We start from the raw sequence: 23,378 nt of genomic DNA, 5'->3' as shown, positions 1-23,378 counted from the left end.
AAGACGGAATAGGCACAAGCCCGGACTGTTGTTGGAGAATGTGTTATGGCGGAGAAGTGGACCCCGGACAGCTGGAGATCAAAACCGATCCAGCAGGTGCCGGACTATCCCGATGCTCAGGCGGTCGCTGATGTCGAGAAGCGCCTGTCGACCTATCCGCCGCTTGTTTTTGCAGGCGAGGCGCGCGCACTGAAGCGCCAGCTTGCGGATGTTGCGGCGGGGCGTGCTTTCCTCCTCCAGGGTGGAGACTGCGCGGAAAGCTTTGCGGAACATCATCCCGATCACATTCGTGACTTCTTCCGCGTCTTCCTGCAGATGGCGGTGGTGCTCACCTATGCCGCCTCGCAGCCGGTCGTGAAGGTCGGCCGCATCGCCGGCCAGTTCGCCAAGCCCCGCTCCTCGGGCATCGAGAAGCAGGGCGACGTGGAGCTGCCGAGCTACCGTGGCGACATCATCAACGACATCGCCTTCACCCCGGAAAGCCGCATCCCGGACCCGACCCGCATGTCGATGGCCTACCGCCAGTCGGCCGCGACGCTGAACCTGCTGCGCGCCTTCGCCCAGGGTGGCTTTGCCAACCTCGACCAGGTGCATCGCTGGATGCTGGGCTTCGTCAAGGACAGCCCGCAGTCGCACCGCTACCAGGAGCTGGCGGACCGGATTTCCGAATCGCTCGCCTTCATGCGCGCCTGCGGCGTCTCGCCGGACAGCGTGCCGCAGCTGCGGTCGACGGATTTCTTCACCAGCCACGAGGCGCTGCTGCTCGGCTACGAGCAGGCCTTCACCCGCGTCGATTCGACCTCGGGCGACTGGTACGCCACCTCCGGCCACATGCTGTGGATCGGCGACCGCACCCGTCAGCCGGACCATGCGCACGTGGAATTCTTCCGCGGCATCAAGAACCCGATCGGCCTGAAGTGCGGCCCGTCGCTGACCGCTGACGGCCTGCTGAAGCTCATCGACACGCTGAACCCGGACAACGAGGCCGGCCGCCTGACCCTGATCTGCCGCTTCGGCGCCGACAAGGTCTTCGAGCACCTGCCGCAGCTCATCCGCGCCGTCGAGCGCGAGGGCCGCACCGTCGTCTGGTCCTGCGACCCGATGCACGGCAACACCATCACCGCCGGCGGCTACAAGACCCGTCCGTTCGAGCGCATCCTGAAGGAGGTGGAAGCCTTCTTCGCCGTGCACCGCGCGGAAGGCACCCATGCCGGCGGCATCCATGTCGAGATGACCGGCCGCAACGTCACCGAATGCACCGGCGGCGCCCATGCGCTCACCGCCGACCAGCTCGGCGACCGCTACCACACCCATTGCGACCCGCGCCTCAACGCCGACCAGGCCATCGAACTGGCCTTCCTCGTCGCTGAGAACCTGAAGAAGGAGCGCGAGGGCCGCACGGACAAGATGGTCGTCAACGGCTGACGCCGACGACCGCCGGACCTTCGGACAGGGCGGGCCTCCGGGCCCGCCCACATCCTGCTGGCAAACTTCGGAGTTTCGTCAGTTTGCCATCATTCCGGACAAGGTGAGCGTTCAGCGAACCGCAGATCCGGAATCCAGCATGTCTGTGCGAGCGCACGCGAGCCCAAAACCAAGTCAACTCGACACGACTTGCGACCGACAGGTATGTCGCGCTTCGCGCGGCTGATATCTGGATCCCGGCTCTGCGCTTCGCTGACGCTCAGCTGGGCCGGGATGACTGTGAGCAGGTTTGTCAGCAGTCTGAAGGGCGGGCCTCCGGGCCCGCCCTTTTCGCTGTCCGGGTGGTCCCGCCCGCCGGCCGCAGGGGCTTGCAAACGTAGCGTAACATCGTGGAAAATACGTAGATCTGGCCCCGAGACCGGTCTTTTCTGCGATTGGCAATTCCGACAGGAGGATTCGTAAGCTTGCCTTAACGGAAGATCGCTACCACACGCTCAGCTCCACCTCGGGAGGGGGACATGCGCACGCGGATCGATCTCAGCCATCTGTCGTTCCTGATCGTCGACGACAACATGCACATGCGCCAGATCCTGCGTTCGATCCTGGCCGGTTTCGGCGCTCGCCGCATCTATGATGCGGCCGATGGTGCCGACGGTCTGGAGATCGTCATCGACCGCCGGCCGGACCTCATCATCTGCGACTGGGCCATGACGCCGGTGTCGGGAGCCGACTTCCTCAAGCTGCTGCGCGGCGACAGCGACCGCACCCTCTCCACGACGCCGGTGATCATCGTCACCGCCCATGCCCGCAAGCCGGTGATCCTGGAGGCGATCCGCGTCGGCGTGCACGGCTTCGTCGCCAAGCCGATCGCCCCGGCGGTCCTGTTCAACCGCATCGAATCCGCACTCGTTCACCAGGACATGCACGGCCGCTCGCGCGGCACGCTGCGCCTGCCGGGCACCCGGCCGCTGGACGTGCGCGGGCGCCAGGTCATCGACCTGACCCGCCCCGCCGCCCGCAAGGCGGAGCCGGAGGAGCCGCTCGGTCTGGCCTTCCTCTGAGCGCTCGCGCGGCTGATTGCCAGCCTCTCGCCGGTGCGCTACTGCTGTCGGCATGACCGACGCTGCTTCCGCCTCCGCTCCCGCCCGGACCCCGCTGTCCCGCCTCCGTCTCGCCACCGCCCAGCTCAATCCCGTCGTCGGCGACGTGAAGGGCAATGCCGCGCTGGTCCGGTCCGCGCGCGCCGAGGCCGCCGCTGCCGGGGCCGATCTGCTTCTTCTCTCCGAGCTGTTCCTCGCCGGCTATCCGACCGAGGATCTTGTGCTGAAGCCCGCCTTCGTCCGCGCCTGCCGCGAGGCGGCCGAGGATCTGGCCAGGGACACCGCCGACGGCGGTCCGGCCGTTCTCGTCGGCCTGCCCTGGTCTGACGGGGAGGGCGTGCACAATTCCGTCGCCCTGCTCGACGGCGGGCGCATCGCCGCGATCCGGCACAAGGTCGACCTGCCCAATTACGGCGTCTTTGACGAGAAGCGCGTCTTCACCCCGGGGCCGCTGCCGGGGCCGGTCGAGTTCCGCGGCCTGCGCCTTGGCCTGCCGATCTGCGAGGACGCCTGGACCGACGAGGTCGTCGAGTGCCTGACCGAGACCGGCGCCGAGATCCTGCTGATCCCCAATGCCTCGCCCTACTGGGCCGGCAAGGCGGAAGAGCGGCTGCAGGTCATGGTCGCCCGCGTCGTCGAAAGTGGTCTGCCGCTGGTCTATTGCAACCAGTTCGGCGGCCAGGACGAGCTGGTCTTTGACGGCGCCTCCTTTGCCCTCAACGCCGACCGCAGCCTCGCCTTCCAGCTGCCGCAGTTCGCAAGCTTGATCTCCGTCACCGACTGGGAGCGGGACGGGGAGGGGACGCTTCGTTGCGCCTCCGGTCCCGTCCATCCGCTGCCGGCCCGCGAGGAGGCCAACTGGCTCGCCTGCGTCCAGGGCCTGCGCGACTATGTCGACAAGAACCGGTTCCCCGGCGTCGTGCTTGGCCTGTCCGGCGGCATCGATTCGGCCGTCTGTGCCGCCATGGCCGTCGATGCGCTGGGCGCTGACCGGGTGCATGGCATCATGATGCCCTACCGCTACACCTCGAGCGACAGCCTGCGCGATGCGAAAGCCAGCGCCGACGCGCTCGGCCTGCGTTACGACATCGTGCCGATCGAGGCCCCGATGACCGGCTTCACCGAGGTTCTCGCCCCGCTCTTTTCCGGCCGCGCCCCGGACATCACGGAAGAAAACCTGCAGTCGCGCAGCCGCGGCGTCCTTCTCATGGCCGTGTCGAACAAGTTCGGCGCCATGGTGCTGACCACCGGCAACAAGTCGGAAATGTCGGTCGGCTACGCCACGCTCTACGGCGACATGAACGGCGGCTACAATCCGATCAAGGATCTCTACAAGACCGAGGTCTATCGTCTGGCCGCCTGGCGCAACCTGAACCGCCCGGACAGCCTGAAGGGTCCGGCCGGCGAGGTTGTTCCCGCCGCCGTCATCACGAAGGCGCCCTCGGCGGAGCTGCGCGAGAACCAGACCGACCAGGACAGCCTGCCGCCCTATGACGTGCTCGATGCCATCCTCGAAGGCCTTGTCGAGAACGAGCTGTCCGTGGCCGAGATCGAGGCCAGGGGCCATGACCGCGCCACCATCCAGCGCGTCGAGCACCTGCTTTACATCGCCGAGTACAAGCGCCGGCAGGCTCCTCCCGGCGTCAAGATCACCCGTCGCAACTTCGGCCGCGACCGCCGCTACCCCATCACCAACCGCTTCCGCGACCGCTGATCCGGGGCGGGGCGCCCGCCCTTGTCCCTTCGCCTTCGCTCCGCCCCGCGTCCGTGCGGCGCGCAGGCGCGGGCGCTCGCGGAGGCGTGAGCGGATCCCATCTTATCGCTTGTCCCGATCCTGCAGCCGGGATACCTCATGGCCATGACCGTCACAGTCCGCTTTGCGCCCTCGCCGACGGGCCTCATCCACATCGGCAACACCCGCACCGCCCTGCTCAACTGGCTGTTCGCGCGCCGGAACGGCGGACGCTTCCTCCTGCGCTTCGACGACACGGATGTGGAGCGCTCGCGCGAGGACTATGCGCAGGCAATCGCTGCCGATCTCGACTGGCTTGGGCTCAGGCCGGATGCCGTCTATCGCCAGTCCGACCGCGGGGCGCTCTATGCCGCTGCAGCCGAGACCCTGAAGGCGGCAGGCGTGCTTTACCCTTGTTACGAGACCGCCGACGAGCTGGAGCGCCGCCGCGCGCGGGCCCGCGCGCTTGGCCGCCCGCCGGTCTATGACCGCGCCGCGCTGAAGCTCACCCCGGACGACCGCGCCCGGCTGGAGGCCGAAGGCCGCAAGCCGCACTGGCGGTTCCTCCTGCCCAACCATGACGGCGATCCGCTGGCGCCCCGGCGCACCGATGTCACCTGGGACGACCTCTGCCGGGGGCCGCAGGCCATCGACCTCGCCTCCCTGTCCGATCCGGTGCTGGTGCGCGAGGACGGCACCTGCCTCTACACCTTCACCTCGGTGGTCGACGATGCGGATCTGGCCATCACCCACGTCATTCGCGGCGAGGACCATGTCGCCAACTCCGCCGTGCAGATCGCCCTGTTCCGGGCGCTGGGCGCCGAGCCGCCGGTGCTGGCCCATCACAATCTCCTGACCACCGCCGATGGCGAGGGCCTGTCGAAGCGGAAAGGGGCCTTGTCGGTGTCCTCGCTGCGCGAGTCCGGGCTTGAGCCGATGGCGCTGGCCTCGCTCGCCGTCCTCACCGGCAGCTCACAGGCGGTCGAGGCGGTCGCCTCTCTCGATGCGCTGGCGGAGAGGCTCGATCTTGCCGGCATTTCCAAGTCCTCGGCCCGGTTTGATCCGGCCGAGCTTGAGACGCTCAACGCCCATCTCGTGCATGCCTTGCCCTACGCGACTGTGGCGGACCGGCTCGCCGCCCTCGGTATCGGCGGCGGCGAGGCCTTCTGGCTCGCGGTGCGCGACAATTGCGTCAGGGTCGCCGATGCGGCGCTGTGGTGGCCCGTCGTGGCCGGCGAGATCGTGCCGGTGATCGCGGCGGAAGACCGGGACTATCTCGCCAGCGCCGGCGCACTCCTGCCGGACGGCGAGGTGACCGCGGCCACCTGGAAGGTGTGGACCGAGGCGCTCAAGGGCGCAACGGGGCGCAAGGGCAAGGGCCTGTTCCTGCCGCTGCGCCAGGCGCTCACCGGCCACGACCACGGCCCGGACATGAACGCGCTGCTGCCGCTTATCGGTCGGGAAAGAATTTTGGCCCGACTTGCCTGACGGGACTGCGGGGCTGCGTCGCTTCGGCAGCGCCGGCCGCCTCCTCTGAGGCAATGGCATCCGGCCGGGGTGCCGCCGCTGTCGTCCCGTCATGCGTCTCGGCCATTGCGCCATGATCAGCTCCATGACCGGCACCATGACTGGCGCCGGGCAGATCGCCCGGGCCAGCCGCCGGTGTCGCCTGCAGCCCGGCCTGCGGGCCGACACGGACTGTCGGATCGAAGCCTTCGGCCAGGTTCTGGCGGGTGTCGGGGTCCGCGTCCTCGGGCAGGGCCTCGGCCGGGATCGGGCTCAGCGCCGCACGCAGGCTGCCGGTTTGCGGATCATCGGCAGCGCCGGCAAGGCCGGGCGTGGCGGCGGGCAGGGGCGTGCCGGCAATCGGGACCAACGACAGGCTTCGGCCGGACGCGCCCGCCTCCTGCTGGCGCGCCTGGCAACTGCAGCCCTCGACATACTCCTTGCGGTGGCGGAAGGCGTTGGGCAGCTCCTTGTAGGCAACGCCGGCCAGCGACACCATGTCTTCCGGCTCGCCGCCGGGATTGCGGTAGATGAACAGCTCCGTCTGGGCCGCCGGGCACATGGACGAACAGACCTGCGCGTCCTGCGGAAACTGGTCCGAGGTGGTCGAGAAGCTGATCGGGAAGAAGTAGCCGTCACAGGTGCGCACGCACAGCGTCCGGAACGTCGCGCCTGCCGGTGTGCGCACCCGCGGCAGGTCCGATGCCCGCGTGCTCATGCCCGCGCGCGAGCGCCGCTCTGCTGCTGTCTCTCCCGCCGTTTCCCCTGCAAGCCCGGCCGGGCGCGAGGCGACGGACAGGCTTTGGCCCGGGGCGGGCGGTGCCACGATCAGCGGCCGGTCGTCATCCGGCACCGCGCCAAGCATCCGGCCGATCAGCCCGCTCGGCTGGGCCGGCTTCAGCGGCGCCGTGTCATCGGCAGAGGCGCTGCGCGGGGCGGTCTGGGAACAGCGGTTGCGCAGCAGGGCGGCCTGCAGCCGGATCACGTCCTTCGCGCCGCGGCCGGCGGCCGGCTCGCTGCGGGCGCGCTGCCGCTCGATCTTGGCCAGATTGGCCTTCATGCGGCCGATCTTCTCGATCAGGCCGCTGCATTTCGGGGTTCCGGGCTGGGCGCTGCAGCGGAAATAGGCTGCGTCCCGTTCGGCTGCGGCAATCGCGGCCGCCTGCTGCCGGGCCGCTTCCTGCCATTTCGACGGGCCGCTCCCGCCCTGCTGCGCCGCCTGGGCGCGGGCGAGCTGGCGCTCCAGTCCGTCGCAGGCAGCCGTGCGGGCCTCGCCTGCCGCGGTGGCGGCAAGACAGATGGCACCAGCCAGCGCCAGCGCGCGCAGACCGGTCTGCAGCGTGCGAGTGACCGCCTTCATGGCGTGATCCCTGTACCAGCGTCCGGACACGGGGTGTCGTCTCCGGAAAATCCCCGCCCGCACTATTCCGGCCCCTCACGGCATTTGCAATGACGGAGCGGAAACGCGGTTAACCGCTTGCCTCCGGGGCGCTGTCCGTCTCTGCGCCGCCCAGCCGGCGGGCCGCGTCCTGGAGCCGCGTCAGCAGGCTGTCCAGCTCCTTCTGCGCCTCCGGCTGCAGGGTGGCGAGCAGCGCGTCGGAAAAGGCGCGGGCCTGCGGCACCAGCTCCCGGTACATGGCCTCGCCCCGGGGCGTCAGCTCGAGGAAGCTCTCGCGCATGTCCTGCGGGTTGGGGCTGCGGGCGACATAGCCGAGCCCCTCCAGCGCGGCGACGGCCCGGCTCACCTTGGTCTTGTGCATGTGGCTGTGCGCGCCCACGTCGCGCGCCGTCACGCGGCCGAACTGGCCGATGGTCGCCACCACGCGCCACTCGGGAATGGCGATGCCGAAGCGGTCGGCATAGATGCGCGACAGCGACCGGCTCACCACCTCGGACAGGATGCTCAGCCGGTAGGGCAGGAAGGTCTCCAGCCGCAGCGGCTCGCCGGAAGCCTCGCCCGGCGCGTCCGGTGCCGTGCCGCGGCTGTCTCTGGATGTTGGCGTCGGCGAGGACATGGCCGCTCCGTGGTTCCTTGCGCTGGGGTGCAATAATACCCGCCTTCGCGCATGCAGCAATCGGGCGTTCGGCGAGAACACCGGGCAGTTTGACCCGGCCGTCCCGGCTGCGCAAAGCCGGATAACTCAGCAACTTGTTGATAAAACTTCGCCTGTGCCATGATTTTTCTGCATTTGTTTGCGAATCGGAGCGTCCCGCAGCGACTCTGCGGAGACAGGGTGAGGATCCGCGCGCGTACGCGGGCAGGGACCGCGACAAGACGGCGCTGCGGGCGATGGATCCACCGTTGAGAAGGTGAAGACCATGAGCAAGACCACGAGCGGCGCCGACACCGACTCCGTCACCATCGCCGAGGTGGGGCGGGGCTGCTTTGCCCTCTCCCGGCCGGGCCGGCCCACCGTGGGCGTGATCCGGGCCGAGGACAGCCTCGTGCTCGTCGATGCCCCGCCCAGCCGGGACGATGCCACGCCTCTTCTCGAGGCGCTGGAGCGGCTGTCCGACAGGCCGGTCAAGCATCTGGTGCTGACCCATTATCACGCGCGCCGCATCATGGGAGCCCCGGCCCTCGTGCCGGGCGAGATCATCGCCTCGGACCTGACCCGGCGCATGATCGACGAGCGCGGCCGGCACGATCTCGACTGCGAGCATGCCGCCCGGTTGCGCGTGCCCCAGGGGCCGCAGCGCGCGGCCTTCGCCCAGGGCCTGCCCGTCCATCCGACCATGACCTTCGCCTCCTCCCTGTCGCTGCGCCTCGGCAGCCGCGAGGTGCGGCTGATGCATCTCGGCCGCGGCCACACCATGGGCGACGTGGTCGTCTATGTGCCCGACAGCGGCGTGATGTTTGCCGGCGACCTCCTGGAGCCCGGCGGTTGCCCGGACACCCGTGACGGGCATCTGGCCGACTGGTTGCGCACGCTGGAGCGGATGCGGGCATTCCGGGCCAATGCGGTGATCGCCGGCAGTGGTCCGGCGATCGTTGGCCCGACGCAGGTCGGCGAGGCGCTGACCCGCACGCGCGACTATCTCGACACGCTGCTCGGCACCGCCCGCGCCTGTGTGGTCGAGGAGCTGCCGCTGAAGGAGGCCCACGCAGCCATCCGCGACGCCATGGACCCGCGCTTCGGCCGCCTTGCCTTCTACGAGGCGCGGATGCCCTTCAACGTCGTCCGTGCGCTCGAAGAGGCGCGCGGCCAGGACCTGCCGCAGGTCTGGACGGCCGAACGCGACCGGCACATCTTCACCGAGCTGGGCTCCGGCGCGGCCGCCAGCAACGCGGCCTGAGACGGGCGGGGGCATCGGCCCGCCCGCAAGCCCGGCAGCAGGCCGTTCTCCCTCTGCGATATACGCATTTTTGCGGATGGACCGTGTCGGCTCTGGAAGACGACAGTGGTCGTGCCCACATCCCATCCGGGCGCGACACGCGCCCGCCGCGCGCGGATCCGTCTCCGCCGCCTGTCGCAAGGACGTCCCATGTCACGCTGCAAGTCCGCCCTCGTTGCCAGCCTTCTCGGCCTCTGTCTGGCAGCGCCTCTCGCCGGCGCCGCCCGGGCGGCCGACGAGCCGGATCTGATCTTCAAGAAATCGACGGTCTGGAAGTTCCTCACGCCCGACCACAAGCTCGCCACCTATGCCATCGACGATCCGGTGGTGGAGGGCGTCGCCTGTCATTTCACCGTGCCGGAGAAGGGCGGGGTGGAGGGGTGGCTCGGCATTGCCGAGGAAGTGTCCGACGTCTCGCTCGCCTGTCGTCAGGTCGGGCCCATCGCCTTCCGCGAGAAGTTCGAGCAGGGCGACGAGATGTTCCGCCAGAGCCGCTCGTTCTTCTTCAAGAAAATGCGGATCGTGCGCGGCTGCGATGCCAAGCGCAACGTGCTCGTCTATCTGGTCTATTCCGACAAGCTGATCGAAGGCAGCCCGAAGAACTCCACCTCGACCGTGCCGATCATGCCCTGGGGCGACCAGCCGGCGCCGCGCTGCGCCGACTTCGTCACGGACTGAGGGGCCCTGCGTCACGGTCTCTCGATGACGGCCCTGGAAACGGGAAGGGGGGCGGAAACGGGGAGGGGGCTGAAACGGGGAGCGAGGCTGCTCTCGCGCCGGCCGTCAGGCCGTCGCGGGCTCGCTTGTCTCGGCCTCGGCCTCGGCCACCAGCGCCAGGCCGGCGGCGTCCTCGGCGCAGAAGTGCTTGAACAGCACGCCCATCACCTCGCGCGCGGCCTCGCTCGCCAGGCGGTAGTAGATCGTTGTGCCCTCGCGCCGGGTCACCACCAGCCCCTGTGCCCGCAGCAGGCTCAGCTGCTGCGAGACGGTCGGCATGCGCATGCCCGTCTTTTCGGCCAGCTCGCCCACGCTGCATTCCCGCTCCGCCATCTGGCACAACAGCAGCAGCCGCGGTGCCGAAGCGATCATCTTCAGGAACTGGGCGGCCATTTCAGCCTTGGCCTCGAGTAGGTCAGGTTTCATGAATGTGAAAGTACCAAACTGTGCCGATGCAGGCAACTTAGGGTTCGATCACGGGCGTGACAAGGCCGGCAGCAGCATGTGGCCGGTGCCGCACCCGAGCCCCGAGGTCATGCAGAGCCCCTTCTGCTTCGAGACGGCCTGGGGCATGGCCGGCTGCGAGACGAGGGCGGCCATGCCGACCAGCGGCAGGACCAGAACGGAGAGGACGAAGGTGAGCGACACGAAACGCGAGACCATGGGAAGCTCCGCTGCCGGCCGGGCTGCGCCCGGTCCATGACGACCTGATGGCGCTACAATGGCAGGGCGGGGCTGAACCCATGCTGAGACCGGCTTTCAGCTGCCGTTCAGCTTCGTGAACGGTCGTTAGCTGCCGGCTTGGTGATGAACCTCAGCCTGACCGGCGCCATCCCGGATCTCCGCTTCGCTCGCGTCCGGGATGCCCGCAGACGGGGGCACCGGTCCGGGGGCCGTCAGGCCGTCGGCTTCCGGCGTTCCGGTCAGAGGTTTTCCCGCATGGCACGGGCGAGCGCCTTCAGCAGCGCCTCGTCGCGACCGTAGATGTCCTGGCGGAAATGCGTCGACCCGTCCTTGTTCATCCAGGCGGTGAGATAGGTCAGATGCACCGGCACCGGCTCCTTCAGCGTGATCACCTGCCGTTCGCCGCTGTCGCGGATCTGCTCCAGCCTCGCCTTGTCGAAGCCCTGCGCCGACAGCAGCACCTCCCCGAGCGCGAACGGGTCCGACACCCGGATGCAGCCATGGCTGAAATAGCGTTCCGAGCGGTCGAACAGCGCCTTGGACGGCGTGTCGTGGATGTAGATGTTGAAGGCGTTCGGGAACATGAACTTGATGCGGCCCAGCGCATTCTTGTCGCCCGGATCCTGCCTCAGCTGATAGGGCAGGCCCGTGCCCTGGTACGACGCCCAGGCGACGCTGGCCGGGTTCACTTCCGTGTCGCCCCTGAACACGCGAATGTTCTGGCCGGACAGGGCGGCCGGGCTCTTGATGAGCTTGGGCAGATACTCGTTCACCGCGATGGACTGCGGCACGTTCCAGAACGGATTGACCTCCACATAGGTCATGTTGCGCGAGAACACCGGCGTCGCGTGATAGGGCTTGCCCACCACCACCCGCGCCGTGTGGATGGTCTTCTCGTCCTTGACCACCTTGAGCACCTGGTCGGCCAGATTGACGAAGATGTAGGTCGAACCGAGATGGTCCGGCATCCAGCGCCGGCGCTCCATGTTGAGCTCCATCTGGATCAGGCGCTGCGTGATCGAGGTGTTGATCTCCGCCAGCGTCTCCGGCCCGATCACCCCGTCGACCGTCAGGCCGTGATAGGCCTGGAACTGCTTCACCGCCTCCACCAGCGCCCCGTCATAGACGTCGCCCGCATGGGCGGCCGCCTGCATGTAGTCTTCCTCGGCCATCCGCCGGCGCAGGGCATCAAGCCGCGGGTCTGTCATGCCGGGTTTCAGCGTCGCGCCCGCCGGCACATGCGTGAACCCGCCCCGCGCCGCCTTGTCCCGGTACTCCGCCAGCCGCTGCTTCAGCCGCGCGTAGGAGGGCGATTGCGGCGCCAGCGCCTCCAGATAGGTCCCGAAATCCGGCGACTGGCCGACCGCGTTCAGGAGATCGGCCGGGTCCGGGATCTCGGGGAAGATGTTGAGCGCCTTGCTCACCACATTCGGCTGCACCCGGCCGGAGGCCAGATGCGTGCCGTAGCGCACGTAATTGCGCGTCAGGTCGATGTCGAGCGTGGCATAGTCTTCGGCCGTTGCAGCCGCATCGGCGCGCCGGGCCAGGTCGATCGGGGCGTAATTGTCCGGGTTGAGCGCATGGTCATTGGCTGCGGCAAAGGCGGCGATGGCCAGGTGGCCGTTTTCCGAAAGCCCCGCGTCGTCGCCATCGGACAGCACCCACAGCGGCTCGCCGCCGCGCGCGGCGTAATAGGCCGCGATTGCAGGGTCGGAGACGGTTCCAAGCCGCGCCTGGATCGCCTCGGCAATCGCAGGGCCGATGCCCTGATCCGTCGGCGCGGCAGGGGCGGTCTGCGCGGCCGCAGCCGCCGGTGCGGTGACGGACAGCGCCGCTGACAGCATCAGTCCTGCAACAACCGCCGCGGCGAGGCCACGCGCGGCGCGCCCGGCTCCCGGCCATGCGGTGAGGGCTGCCTCAGCGGCAATCCGTGCGGGTCGATGCGTGCCTGCCATGTCCTGCCCCCCGGCTGGCCGGGCGATTCCCGGCCGGCAAATCCTAGCGTGTTGGCGGCCCCAGTCCAGTTTTCTGCCCCGATTGTGCCGCGAAAGGCAGCGCGTGAAGGTTTTGCATCTCCGCTTGACCGCCGCCCGGAAACCGGTCAAAGGTTTTGCCCATGAACACGGCCAGCCGGACCCTCATTCCGATCACCATTATCTGCAGCTAGCGCAATCGCTGGCTGTGGCCGTTCCCTTCTTGCGTCATTTTTCCAAGAGACGGACGTCCCGGCCAGCAGGCCAGGAGACGATTTGTCATGACCCATGCGAAGCCGGACGCGCCCGTCCTGCGTCTGACCAACACGCTGACCCGGTCGAAGGAGGTCTTTGCCCCCCTCGATGCCGCGAACGTGCGCATGTATGTCTGCGGCCCGACCGTCTATGACTTCGCCCATATCGGCAATGCGCGGCCCGTCATTGTCTTCGACGTGCTCTTCCGCCTGCTGCGGCATGTCTATGGCGCGGACCACGTCACCTACGTCCGCAACATCACGGACGTGGACGACAAGATCAACGCGAGAGCCCTGCGCGATCATCCGGGCCTGCCGCTCAACGACGCCATCGCGCTGGTGACCAGGACCACCGCCGACCAGTTCCACAAGGATGTCGCCACCCTCGGCAACCTGCCGCCCACCCATGAGCCCCGCGCGACCCAGCACATCGCCGGCATGGTCTCGATGATCGAGACCCTGATCGCCCGTGGTCACGCCTATGTTGCGGCAACGGAGGAGGGCGGCGAGGTGCTGTTCGACACGGGCTCGATGCCGACCTACGGCCAGCTCTCCAAACGCAATCTCGACGACCAGCTCGCCGGCGCCCGCATCGCGGTCGATGCGCACAAGAAGAACCCGGGCGACTTCGTGCTCTGGAAACTGTCGTCGCCGGAAGAGCCCGGCTGGGACAGCCCCTGGGGCCGTGGCCGCCCCGGCTGGCACATCGAATGCTCGGTCATGAGCAAGGCGCATCTGGGCGAGGTCTTCGACATCCACGGCGGCGGGCTCGATCTCATCTTCCCGCACCACGAGAACGAGATCGCCCAGTCCTGCTGCGCCCATGGCACGTCGGTGATGGCGAACTACTGGATGCACAACGGCTTCGTGCAGGTCGAAGGCCGCAAGATGTCGAAGTCCGACGGCAACTTCTTCACCATCCACGACCTGCTGCACACCGAGGTCTTCGGCGGCCGCACGTGGCCGGGCGAAGTGCTGCGGCTGGCCATGCTGATGACCCATTACCGCGAGCCGATCGACTTCTCGGTCCGCAAGCTGGAGGAGGCGGAAAACATCCTGACCCGCTGGTACCGCATGCTCGATCAGGCCGGCGACGTGGCGCCGTCCACCGTCAGCGCTGATCTGGTTGCGGCTCTGGCCGATGACCTCGACACCGGTGCCGCGGTGAAGGTCCTGCAGGGGCTGTTTTCCTCGTCGCGGCTCGGCGACCTGGTCCTCGGCGAGAGTGCTTTGGGCTGGGACTTCTACCAGCCGGAATCGGCCGCCGTTGCCCTGGCCTCGGCCCAATTCCTCGGCCTCATGCAGCAGAAGCCGGAAGCCTGGCTGCGTGGCGGCGATCAGTCGGAGCAGCAGGCCATCGCGGCGCTCGTTGCAGAGCGTCTCGCCTTCCTCGAGGCAAAGAACTTCGCCGAAGCTGACCGCCTGCGCGGTGAGCTCACCGCCATGGGCGTCCTGCTCAAGGACGGCAAGGACCCCGCCACCGGCCAGCGCACCACCACTTGGGAGGTCAAGCGCTGATGTCCGGCACGGCCGTCCCGCTTGCCCGCCTCTCCCCCCCAGATGCTTGCCAGCCGGGGGAGATGTCCCCGTTAGGGGACAGAGGGGGGTATGGGGCGGCTCGTCCGGCTCGGCGCTTGCGGCACGTCCGCGTCACCCCCCTCTGTCCGCTCCGCGGACATCTCCCCCTCAAGGGGGGAGAGGGGGCCGAGGCACGTTTGTCTACTCGAGACCAAACTGACGGATTGCCGGCACTCTGCGTTGCGATACGAAACTCCGCCGTCCCGCTTGCGCCCCTCTCCCCCCCTGAGGGGGAGATGTCCCCGTTAGGGGACAGAGGGGGGTATGGGGCGGCTCGTCCGGCTCGGCGCTTGCGGCACGTCCGCATCACCCCCCTCTGTCCGCTCCGCGGACATCTCCCCCTCAAGGGGGGAGAGGGGGCCGAGGCCGGTTGTCTGATAGAGCGGCAAACTGGCATCCTGCGCGAAACGCAATCAGCGGGAGTGAACCGGATGCCCCATCATGATGTTCCGTCCCACTTACGCGGACAGGCGAGACGCTTTCGCCGGGATCTCACCACGGCAGAGCGACGTTTCTGGTATGCGGTCCGCGCTCATCGTCTGGACGGTATCGCCGTTCGTCGCCAGATGCCGATTGGAGGCTACATCGCCGACTTTGCGGTGCCGGAGTATCGTTTGATCGTCGAGATCGACGGCGAGCAACATGGGCTTGCGGCTGGGCTCGCACGGGACGAACGTCGCGACAGGGCACTCGAATGCCTCGGATGGGTCACCTTGCGCTTCTGGAACCAAGACGTTTTGACGAACCTCGATGGTGTGCTTCAGACGATCTTGAGCCATTGCAGATCGGAGACCCAGCCATGACGGAAGAACGATCCGGCGGATGCCAGTGCGGGGCGGTGCGGTTCAGGGTGCGGGGCAAGCTCGGGCATGCCTCGATCTGCCATTGCCGAATGTGCCAGAAGGCCTTTGGCGGCTTCTATGCGCCGCTCGTTTCCGTGCGCGAGGCGGACAGCGTGGACTGGACGCGGGGCGAGCCGGCCCGGTTCCAGAGCTCCAACGTGGTTGCGCGCGGCTTCTGCTCGGCCTGCGGCACCCCGCTGACCTACGAGGCCCCGGATGGCATGGCGCTTGCCATCGCTGCCTTCGACAAGCCGGACGATATCGTGCCCGTCATCGCCTATGGCGTGGAGGGCAAGCTGCCCTGCACCGACCACATGCCCGCGCTGCCCGTCCGCCGGACGGAGGAGGACTTTGCCGCCGCCGCCTTCCTCGCCTCGGTGGTCTCCCACCAGCATCCCGACCACGACACGACCGACTGGCCGCCGCGCGAGCCTTCCACAAAGGACTGATCCATGACCGTTCTGCGCGACCTCTACCCCGCGATCGAACCCTATGCGTCCGGCATGCTCGACGTCGGCGATGGCCATTCGATCTCCTGGGAGCGCTGCGGCACGCCGGGCAGGAAGCCGGCTGTTTTCCTGCATGGCGGCCCGGGCGGCGGCATCTCGCCGGCGCATCGCCGCCTGTTCCATCCCGAGCACTATGACGTGCTGCTGTTCGACCAGCGCGGCTGCGGCCGCTCCACGCCCCATGCGGAGCTGGAGGCCAACACCACCTGGCATCTGGTCGCCGACATCGAGCGCCTGCGCGAGATGGTGGGCGTTGATCAGTGGCTGGTCTTCGGCGGCTCCTGGGGCTCGACGCTGGCGCTGGCCTATGCCGAAACCCATCCCGAGCGGGTGAGCGAGCTGGTGCTGCGCGGCATCTACACGCTGACGCAGGCGGAACTGGCCTGGTACTACCAGTTCGGTGTCTCCGAGATGTTCCCGGAGAAATGGGAGCGCTTCCAGGCGCCCATTCCGGCCGAGGAGCGTCACGACATGATGGCCGCCTACCAGCGCCGGCTGACCCATCCCGACAAGGCGGTGCGGGTCGCGGCGGCCAGGGCCTGGAGCCTCTGGGAAGGCGAGACCATCACGCTGCTGCCGAATGCTGAAAACACTGACCACTTCGGCGAGGACGAGTTTGCCCATGCCTTCGCCCGCATCGAGAACCACTTCTTCATGCATGGCGGCTGGCTGGAGGAGGGTCAGCTCTTGGCCAATGCCGGGCGTCTGGCCGACATCCCCGGCGTCATCGTGCATGGCCGCTATGACATGCCCTGTCCGGCGCGCTATGCCTTCGAGCTGCACAAGCGCTGGCCACGCGCCGAGTTCCACCTCGTCGAGGGGGCGGGCCATGCCTATAACGAGCCCGGCATCCTCGACCGCCTGATCCGCGCCACCGACCAGTTCGCCGGCCTTCCCGCCGCCTGACCCTTCCAGAAAAGCATCCGGTATCCAGCCATGACCCGCGAGAAACTCTATCTGTTCGACACCACCCTGCGCGACGGGGCCCAGACCAGCGGCATTGACTTCTCGGTGGCCGAAAAGATCGCGATTGCCGAGCTGCTGGAGCGCCTCGGCGTCGACTACATCGAGGGCGGCTATCCCGGCGCCAACCCGACCGACACCGAGTTCTTCTCGCAAAGGCGCACGACGAAGGCCCGCTTCACCGCCTTCGGCATGACCAAGCGGGCAGGGCGGTCGGTGTCGAACGATCCCGGCCTGCAGCTGCTGCTGGAGGCGAAGGCCGATGCCAACTGCTTTGTCGCCAAGTCCTGGGATTACCATGTCGAGGTGGCGCTGGGCTGCACCAACGCGGAAAACCTCGACAGCATCCGCGACACGGTTCAGGCGGCCGTCGCGGCCGGCCGCGAGGCGCTGATCGACTGCGAGCATTTCTTCGACGGCTTCAAGGCCAACCCGGACTATGCGCTGGCCTGCGCCCGCACCGCCTATGAGGCCGGCGCGCGCTGGGTCGTCCTGTGCGACACCAACGGCGGCACGCTGCCGGGCGAGGTCAAGGAGATCGTCGCCCGCGTGCGCGAGGTCGTACCGGGCACGCATCTGGGCATCCACGCCCATGACGACACCGGCCAGGCGGTGGCCAATTCGCTCGCCGCCGTCGAGGCCGGCGTGCGCCAGATCCAGGGCACGCTGAACGGCATCGGCGAGCGCTGCGGCAACGCAAATCTCGTGTCGCTGATCCCGACCCTGATGCTGAAGGCGCCCTATACCGATCTTGTCGAGCTGTCGCTGACGCCGGCGCATCTGCGCGATCTCACGGCCATCTCCCGCGCCTTCGACGAGATGCTGAACCGCGCGCCGAACCGCCATGCGCCTTACGTCGGCGAAAGCGCGTTCGCCACCAAGGCCGGCATCCACGCCTCCGCCTTGCTCAAGGACCCCAGGACCTACGAGCATGTCGAGCCGGAACTCGTCGGCAACAAGCGCAAGGTGCTCGTCTCCGACCAGGCCGGCAAGAGCAACCTGCTCGGCGAGCTCGCCCGTCTCGGCGTCGAGGTCGACAAGGCCGATCCCAAGCTCGACGCGCTGCTGGCCGAGGTGAAGGAACGCGAGGCCAAGGGCTATGCCTATGAAGCCGCCGATGCCTCCTTCGAGCTGCTCGCCCGCCGCGTGCTGGGCAAGGTGCCGCGCTTCTTCGAGGTCAAGTCGTTCCGCGTCATGGTCGAGCGCCGGTTCAACGTGCTGGGCGAGCTGGTCACCATGTCGGAAGCGGTGGTGAAGGTGGATGTGGACGGCGAGACCCGCATGTCGGTCTCAGAGGGCAACGGCCCCGTCAATGCGCTCGACGGCGCGCTGCGCAAGGATCTCGGCAAATACCAGTCCGCCATCGAGGGGCTGGAGCTGGTCGACTACAAGGTGCGCATCCTCGACGGTGGCACGGGCGCGGTCACCCGCGTGCTGATCGAGAGCCACGATCTTGCAACCCACCGCCGTTGGTTTACCATCGGCGTCTCGTCCAACATCGTCGACGCCTCCTTCCAGGCGCTCGTCGATTCCATCACTTACGCCCTGCTGAAGGCCGGCGCGGTCCGCTGACGCGGTTCCCCGGCCCTTGGCGCGCGGGCTCCGTCCGGCAAGGCGGGGCCTTCGCCGGGCATGGCAACAGGTCACCGGTTCATGGCTACCGCAAACGGCGCTGCAGGCACTCCCGGCGCTTCTGACGAGACGCGTCTCGGCGTCATCCTCGCCCTGGCCGCCTATGGCATGTGGGGCGTGCTGCCGGCCTATTTCAAGCTGCTCGACGGTGTTGCCCCGGATGTCGTCGTGGCCCACCGCATCCTGTGGTCGACGGTCTTCGTCGGCGGCTATCTCGCCCTGCAGGGCCGCATCCCCGAGATCATCGGCATCCTGAAGACGCCGCGGCTCGTCGGCCTGCTGTTCGCCTCGGCGGTGCTGATTGCCGCCAACTGGCTGATCTTCGTCTGGGCCATCGGCCAGGCCAAGGTGCTGGATGTGAGCCTTGGCTACTTTATCAATCCGCTGGTGTCGATCCTGCTCGGCCTCGTCATCCTGCGCGAGAAACTCACGCCGGCCCAGGCGCTGGCCGTTGGCCTTGCCTCCCTTGCCGTACTCCTGAAGACGGTCCTCTTCGGCGGGCTGCCGTGGGTGGCGATCGCGCTTGCCGTCAGCTTCGCCCTCTATGGCTACATCCGCAAGATCACGCCGGTGGGCGCTGCGGCCGGTCTCTTCATCGAGATCATCCTGCTGATGCCCTTTGCGCTGGCCTATGTTCTCCTTGTCACGCCCGAGAGCCTTGACCCGGACTACTTTGCCGGCACGGGCCAGATCCTGGCCCTCGTCGGCACCGGCATCATCACCGCCGTGCCGCTGATCCTGTTCTCCGGCGCCGCGCGGCGCCTGTCGATGGTGCTCATCGGCCTCATCCAGTACATCGCCCCGTCGCTGCAGTTCCTGCAGGCGGTGTTCCTCTGGGGCGAGCCCTTGCAGATGGCGCAGCTCGGCACCTTCGCGATGATCTGGCTCGCCCTCGCCCTCGTCAGTCTCGATTCCCTGCGCCGCTGGCGGCAATCCCGCGCCGGGTGAGGGGAGGGCTTAAGCGACCGCAGGTCGTGCACCCCTCTCCCCCCTTGAGGGGGAGATGCCCCCGGCAGGGGGCAGAGGGGGGTAATCTGCCTCTCCCGGCCGACTTGAGCCGGATTGTGTTGCAACGCCGCTACCCCCCTCTGTCCGCTTCGCGGACATCTCCCCCTCAAGGGGGGAGAGGGGCAAGAGTCGCATGTTCAATGCCCCGATATTTGCCTCCTTGGCAAACCCTCCAAATCATCGTATTTATACGATGAATGCAACGCGGCCCTCGACATGTCCGACCCTGAAAGCACCACCGGCTGCTGCCGCGCGAAGGATCCTGAGGTCCAGCGCCTCGCGGACCTGTTCCGGGCGCTGAGCCATCCGGCGCGTCTCGGCATCCTGGAGGAGCTGGCGCGGCGCCCCGACGCCTGCTGCGGCGACATCGTCGACTGCCTGCCGCTCGCCCAGTCCACTGTCTCGCAGCATCTCCAGATGCTGAAGGAGACCGGGTTGATCACCTGCGAGGTGCGCGGCCGCACCTGCCGCTACAGCCTCGACCTTGCGGCGGTGGCCGGCGATCTTGCGGCCGCTGCCGCCCTTCTTGCCCGCCTTGCGTCTCTCGCTGGCGCATCCGCACCTGCCTCCGAAAAAGACTGAACCGACCCGCCAAGCCGGCACCAGAGATCACGCCAGAGACCGATCATGACCAGCAAGTCCCCGAAATCTGCCGCGCCGGCCGCAAAGGTCAGCGCCGACGAAGGCTCCACCGGCGCCACGCTCGTGGCCCTGTGGCCCTACATCTGGCCGGCCGACCGGCCCGACCTGAAGATGCGCGTGGTCTGGGCGGTGCTCGCCCTTGTCGTCGCCAAGATCGTGACGGTGTTCTCGCCTTATTTCTTCGCCTGGGCCTCCGACGCCCTCACTGGCGAGACAGCGGGCCTGCCAGCCTTCCTGGTGGCGCCGGTGATGCTGGTGCTGGCCTACAACGCCGCCCGCGTGCTGGCGGTTGCCTTCAACCAGCTGCGTGACGCGCTCTTTGCCCAGGTCGGCCAGCATGCGGTGCGCGAGCTCGGCAACATCACCTTCGCCCACCTGCACCGCCTGTCGCTGCGCTTCCATCTCACCCGCCGCACCGGCGGCCTCAGCCGCGTCATCGAGCGCGGCGTGAAGGGCATCGAGGCCATCGTCCGCTTCACCATCCTCAACGGCATTCCGACCCTGCTGGAATTTGCCATCATGGCGGGGCTGATCTGGTGGCAGTTCGGCTTCTTCTATGTGGTCATCGTCGCCGTGATGATCGTTGCCTATGTCTGGTTCACGGTGAAAACGTCGAACTGGCGCATCGCCATCCGCCGCGAGATGAACGACAGCGACACGGACGCCAATTCCAAGGCCATCGACAGCCTGCTCAACTACGAGACGGTCAAGTATTTCGGCAACGAGAAGATGGAGGCCGCGCGTTTCGATGTCTCCATGGCCTCTTACGAAAAGGCCGCCGTGCGCACCTGGACCTCGCTCGCCTGGCTCAACTTCGGCCAGTCGGCCATCCTCGGTCTCGGCACCGCCGCCTGCATGGCGCTCTCGGCCATGGCTGTGCTCAACGGCACCCAGACCATCGGCGACTTCGTCCTGATCAACGCGCTCCTGATGCAGATCGCCATTCCGCTCAATTTCGTCGGCTTCATCTACCGCGAGATCCGTCAGGGGCTGGCCGACATCGAATCCATGTTCTCGGTCCTCGCCGTCCCGGCCGAGATCGAGGACAAGCCGGGGGCCCCGGCCCTGGCCGTGTCCTCCGGCGCGATCCGCTTCGAGGATGTCACCTTCCATTACGATCCGGACCGCCAGATCCTGAAAGGCCTCACCTTTGACGTTCCCGCAGGCCACACCGTGGCCGTCGTCGGTCCGTCGGGGGCGGGCAAGTCGACCCTGTCGCGCCTCCTGTTCCGCTTCTATGACGTCACCGGCGGCCGCATCACCATCGACGGCCAGGACATCCGCGACATCACGCAGGAAAGCCTGCGCTCGGCCATCGGCATGGTGCCGCAGGACACGGTGCTCTTCAACGACACCATCGCCTACAACATCCGCTATGGCCGCCCCGGTGCCAGCCTCGAGGAGGTGCAGGAGGCCGCCCGCATGGCCCAGATCGCGCCCTTCATCGAGACGCTGCCGAAGGGCTTCGACAGCGAGGTGGGCGAGCGCGGCCTCAAGCTCTCGGGCGGCGAGAAGCAGCGCGTCGCCATCGCCCGCACCATCCTGAAGGCCCCGCCGATCCTGATCCTCGACGAGGCCACCTCCGCCCTCGACACCCACACCGAACGCGAGATCCAGACCGCGCTCGACCAGGTGTCGCAGAACCGTACCACCCTGGTCATCGCCCACCGCCTGTCGACGGTCGTCAACGCTGACCAGATCCTCGTGCTGGAGGCCGGCCGCATCGTCGAACGCGGCACCCACGCCGAACTCCTCGCCATGGGCGGCCTCTACCACTCCATGTGGAACCGCCAGCGCGAGGCTGATGAGGCCGAAGAACGCCTGCGCGCCGCCCGCGAGGCCGACAAGCTGGGTGTCGTGGTGAGGGGACGTCCCGCAGGGGAGTAAGGGCAGGCGCTGGACAGTCTCCCCGGTTTTCGACCCGTCCGGCGTCAGCTTCCCGCCTTCAACCCGACCTGCGTCGAGCCAACGGTCTCGCCCGACCCTTGGCCCCCCTGTATGGACTTGGGACAGAGTGGACAGGCGTTCGGGGAGATGGTGGACAGTTTCGACAGTCTGGAAGGAGGCTGTCGAATCCCGTTCCGCGAGGTGTCCCGGATGGCGGAGAGAGGTGGGGTCGTGAGACCGGCCTGGGCCGAGGGAGCGAACGGTCCCGCGCTGTGCCGCCGCTTCGGGATCTCGCCGACGACGGGCAGGACGTGAGGCGGCCATCGCGCAGCCGAGGAGGCGCCAGAGGTCCTGCTGGCACGATCATTCGATCAAAGCGAACGATTTTTCGATTTCTTTCTATTTTTCTTTCTCAGGCGTCTGGCTACCTTGTGGGCCGCCGCGGCTGTCGTGGCACACTGTTGCGGAGCGGCCAGCATGAGCGGCGACATTCTTCTGGAAAATCTCGTATCCCCCATCACCCTGGCCTTCCTGCTCGGGGTCCTTGCGCGGCTGATCAAGTCCGACCTCGAGATCCCCGAGCCCGTGATGAAGATCTTCTCGGTCTTCCTTCTGTTCTCGATCGGGCTGCAAGGCGGGCAGGAGCTGGCCAAGGTCGCCTTCGCCGACATTGCCGCCGGGCTTGGCGTCACGCTGGTCCTGGTTCTGGCGCTTCCTGGTCTCGCCTATCTCACGGCGCGCTGGCTGATCGGCCTTGATATCCGCAATGCGGCCGGGATCGCGGCGCTTTACGGCTCGGTCTCGTCCGTCACCTTCGTGGTCTCGCGCTCCTATGCCGAGGCCCAGGGCACGCCGATGGATGCCTATGTGACCGCTCTGGTCGCCATCATGGAACTGGGCATGCTGGTCGCGCTGTTCTACGGACGTCTTGCCCTCAGCCGCGACGGCGCGGTCACAGGGTCGCTTGGCGCGATCCTGCAGGAGACGCTGCGCGGGCGCGGCATCGTCCTTCTGGGCGGCGGCCTCTTCATCGGCTGGGCCATCGGCGACACCAACTTCGAGCGGATCGAGCCCTTCTTCGTCGACCTGTTCCGCGGGGTGCTCGTCCTGTTCCTGCTCGAAATGGGCATGGCCGCCGCCGCACAGCTCCGCGACTTTGCGCGCCTTGGCCCCCGCATCCTCGGCTTTGCCATCGGTGTGCCGATGGTGAACGGGACGCTGGCGACCTGCGTGGCCACGCTCGCGGGTCTGGACCTCGGGTCGTCTGCGGTGCTGGGCGCTGTTGCCGCCTCGGCCTCCTACATCGACGCGCCGGCGGCGGTGCGGGCCACGTTCCCGGAGGCAAACCCGTCGATCTACCTCACCTCGTCGCTGGGCGTGACCTTCCCCTTCATGCTCATCCTCGGGATCCCGATCGTCTATGCCATCGCCGCCTTCTGGCAGGGCCTGCTCGGCTAGACCGCCGGCCCCTTGCGGACCGGCAGGGCCGTGGCGAGACGGGGCGAGACGGGGCGAGACGGGGCGGCGGCCGGATATGCGGGGCGGGGGACGTGCCGGCCCCCCTCCCGCGCAGCCCGCCTGCCCCTCAGC

Annotated in this window: 20 protein-coding genes; 15 read left to right on the top strand and 5 right to left on the bottom strand. The window is 67.8% G+C overall.

Annotated elements, in window-relative coordinates; genetic code table 11:
* The first annotated feature begins 45 nt into the window (after window positions 1-45).
* From GWI72_RS08550 to gltX, 4 genes are all read left to right on the top strand, one after another.
* A complete protein-coding gene (locus GWI72_RS08550; RefSeq protein WP_161673799.1) occupies window positions 46-1,425 on the top strand; it encodes a class II 3-deoxy-7-phosphoheptulonate synthase in 1,380 nt (459 codons plus the stop codon).
* A 518-nt stretch (window positions 1,426-1,943) separates the two neighbouring features.
* The gene (locus tag GWI72_RS08545) at window positions 1,944-2,486 is read left to right on the top strand and encodes a response regulator (protein WP_161673797.1); all 543 of its coding nucleotides are present in this window, start codon (window positions 1,944-1,946) and stop codon (window positions 2,484-2,486) included.
* Window positions 2,487-2,538: 52 nt separating this feature from the next.
* Window positions 2,539-4,239, top strand: coding sequence for an NAD+ synthase (locus tag GWI72_RS08540; protein ID WP_161708364.1), 1,701 nt, complete (start codon window positions 2,539-2,541; stop codon window positions 4,237-4,239).
* Between the two features lie 144 nt (window positions 4,240-4,383).
* Window positions 4,384-5,745, top strand: coding sequence for a glutamate--tRNA ligase (gltX, locus tag GWI72_RS08535; protein ID WP_161673793.1), 1,362 nt, complete (start codon window positions 4,384-4,386; stop codon window positions 5,743-5,745).
* Here the strand turns inward: gltX and GWI72_RS08530 are convergent.
* Together GWI72_RS08530 and GWI72_RS08525 are read right to left on the bottom strand one after the other, a co-directional pair.
* Window positions 5,708-7,123, bottom strand: a complete 1,416-nt coding sequence (locus GWI72_RS08530; RefSeq protein ID WP_161708363.1) for a DUF2865 domain-containing protein — start codon at window positions 7,121-7,123, stop codon at window positions 5,708-5,710. The two genes, gltX and GWI72_RS08530, sit on opposite strands and share 38 nt — an antisense overlap.
* 109 nt (window positions 7,124-7,232) lie before the next feature.
* A complete protein-coding gene (locus GWI72_RS08525; protein WP_161708362.1) occupies window positions 7,233-7,778 on the bottom strand; it encodes a MarR family winged helix-turn-helix transcriptional regulator in 546 nt (181 codons plus the stop codon).
* 304 nt (window positions 7,779-8,082) lie between these two features.
* Between GWI72_RS08525 and GWI72_RS08520 the strand changes: the two genes are divergently transcribed.
* Together GWI72_RS08520 and GWI72_RS08515 are read left to right on the top strand one after the other, a co-directional pair.
* The gene (locus GWI72_RS08520) at window positions 8,083-9,060 is read left to right on the top strand and encodes an MBL fold metallo-hydrolase (RefSeq protein ID WP_161673787.1); all 978 of its coding nucleotides are present in this window, start codon (window positions 8,083-8,085) and stop codon (window positions 9,058-9,060) included.
* Window positions 9,061-9,249: 189 nt separating this feature from the next.
* Entirely contained in the window at window positions 9,250-9,777 is a 528-nt protein-coding gene (locus tag GWI72_RS08515; protein WP_161673785.1) for a CreA family protein, read from the top strand.
* A 105-nt stretch (window positions 9,778-9,882) separates the two neighbouring features.
* On the opposite strand, the gene GWI72_RS08510 is transcribed toward GWI72_RS08515, so the two are convergent.
* The 3 genes from GWI72_RS08510 to GWI72_RS08500 form a co-directional block, all read right to left on the bottom strand.
* Window positions 9,883-10,242, bottom strand: a complete 360-nt coding sequence (locus tag GWI72_RS08510; RefSeq protein ID WP_161673783.1) for an ArsR/SmtB family transcription factor — start codon at window positions 10,240-10,242, stop codon at window positions 9,883-9,885.
* A 48-nt stretch (window positions 10,243-10,290) separates the two neighbouring features.
* A complete protein-coding gene (locus GWI72_RS08505; RefSeq protein WP_161673781.1) occupies window positions 10,291-10,479 on the bottom strand; it encodes a hypothetical protein in 189 nt (62 codons plus the stop codon).
* A 260-nt stretch (window positions 10,480-10,739) separates the two neighbouring features.
* Window positions 10,740-12,344 carry a L,D-transpeptidase family protein gene (locus GWI72_RS08500; protein ID WP_161708361.1) on the bottom strand — a complete coding sequence of 535 codons (1,605 nt, stop codon included), beginning with the start codon at window positions 12,342-12,344 and terminating at the stop codon, window positions 10,740-10,742.
* Window positions 12,345-12,754: 410 nt separating this feature from the next.
* On the opposite strand from GWI72_RS08500, the gene cysS reads away from it, so the two are divergent.
* The 9 genes from cysS (at window position 12,755) to GWI72_RS08455 (ending at window position 23,246) form a co-directional block, all read left to right on the top strand.
* Window positions 12,755-14,245: a cysteine--tRNA ligase gene (gene cysS / locus GWI72_RS08495; RefSeq protein ID WP_161708360.1), complete on the top strand. Its 1,491-nt coding sequence runs from the start codon at window positions 12,755-12,757 to the stop codon at window positions 14,243-14,245.
* 491 nt (window positions 14,246-14,736) lie between these two features.
* Window positions 14,737-15,108, top strand: coding sequence for an endonuclease domain-containing protein (locus GWI72_RS08490; protein ID WP_161673775.1), 372 nt, complete (start codon window positions 14,737-14,739; stop codon window positions 15,106-15,108).
* Complete coding sequence (locus GWI72_RS08485) at window positions 15,105-15,596, top strand: GFA family protein (RefSeq protein ID WP_161708359.1); 492 nt, start codon at window positions 15,105-15,107, stop codon at window positions 15,594-15,596. Before GWI72_RS08490 ends, GWI72_RS08485 begins: the two co-directional genes overlap by 4 nt.
* Window positions 15,597-15,599: 3 nt before the next feature.
* On the top strand, window positions 15,600-16,562 hold the full coding sequence (gene pip, locus GWI72_RS08480; protein WP_161708358.1) for a prolyl aminopeptidase: 963 nt from the start codon (window positions 15,600-15,602) through the stop codon (window positions 16,560-16,562).
* A 30-nt stretch (window positions 16,563-16,592) separates the two neighbouring features.
* The gene (gene cimA / locus GWI72_RS08475; protein WP_161708357.1) at window positions 16,593-18,191 is read left to right on the top strand and encodes a citramalate synthase; all 1,599 of its coding nucleotides are present in this window, start codon (window positions 16,593-16,595) and stop codon (window positions 18,189-18,191) included.
* Window positions 18,192-18,272: 81 nt separating this feature from the next.
* A complete protein-coding gene (gene rarD, locus GWI72_RS08470; RefSeq protein WP_161673766.1) occupies window positions 18,273-19,199 on the top strand; it encodes an EamA family transporter RarD in 927 nt (308 codons plus the stop codon).
* Window positions 19,200-19,475: 276 nt separating this feature from the next.
* On the top strand, window positions 19,476-19,841 hold the full coding sequence (locus GWI72_RS08465) for an ArsR/SmtB family transcription factor (protein ID WP_161673764.1): 366 nt from the start codon (window positions 19,476-19,478) through the stop codon (window positions 19,839-19,841).
* A gap of 45 nt (window positions 19,842-19,886) precedes the next feature.
* Window positions 19,887-21,788 (top strand): ABCB family ABC transporter ATP-binding protein/permease, encoded by a 1,902-nt coding sequence (locus GWI72_RS08460; RefSeq protein WP_161673762.1) that lies wholly within the window; start codon window positions 19,887-19,889, stop codon window positions 21,786-21,788.
* Window positions 21,789-22,265: 477 nt separating this feature from the next.
* Window positions 22,266-23,246, top strand: a complete 981-nt coding sequence (locus GWI72_RS08455; RefSeq protein WP_161673760.1) for a sodium-dependent bicarbonate transport family permease — start codon at window positions 22,266-22,268, stop codon at window positions 23,244-23,246.
* The last annotated feature ends 132 nt before the right edge of the window (window positions 23,247-23,378 follow it).

The organism is Pannonibacter sp. XCT-53 (assembly GCF_009915765.1).
GTDB classification, from domain to species: Bacteria; Pseudomonadota; Alphaproteobacteria; order Rhizobiales; family Stappiaceae; genus Pannonibacter; species Pannonibacter tanglangensis.
This window is presented reverse-complemented; position numbering and strand designations above follow the sequence as displayed.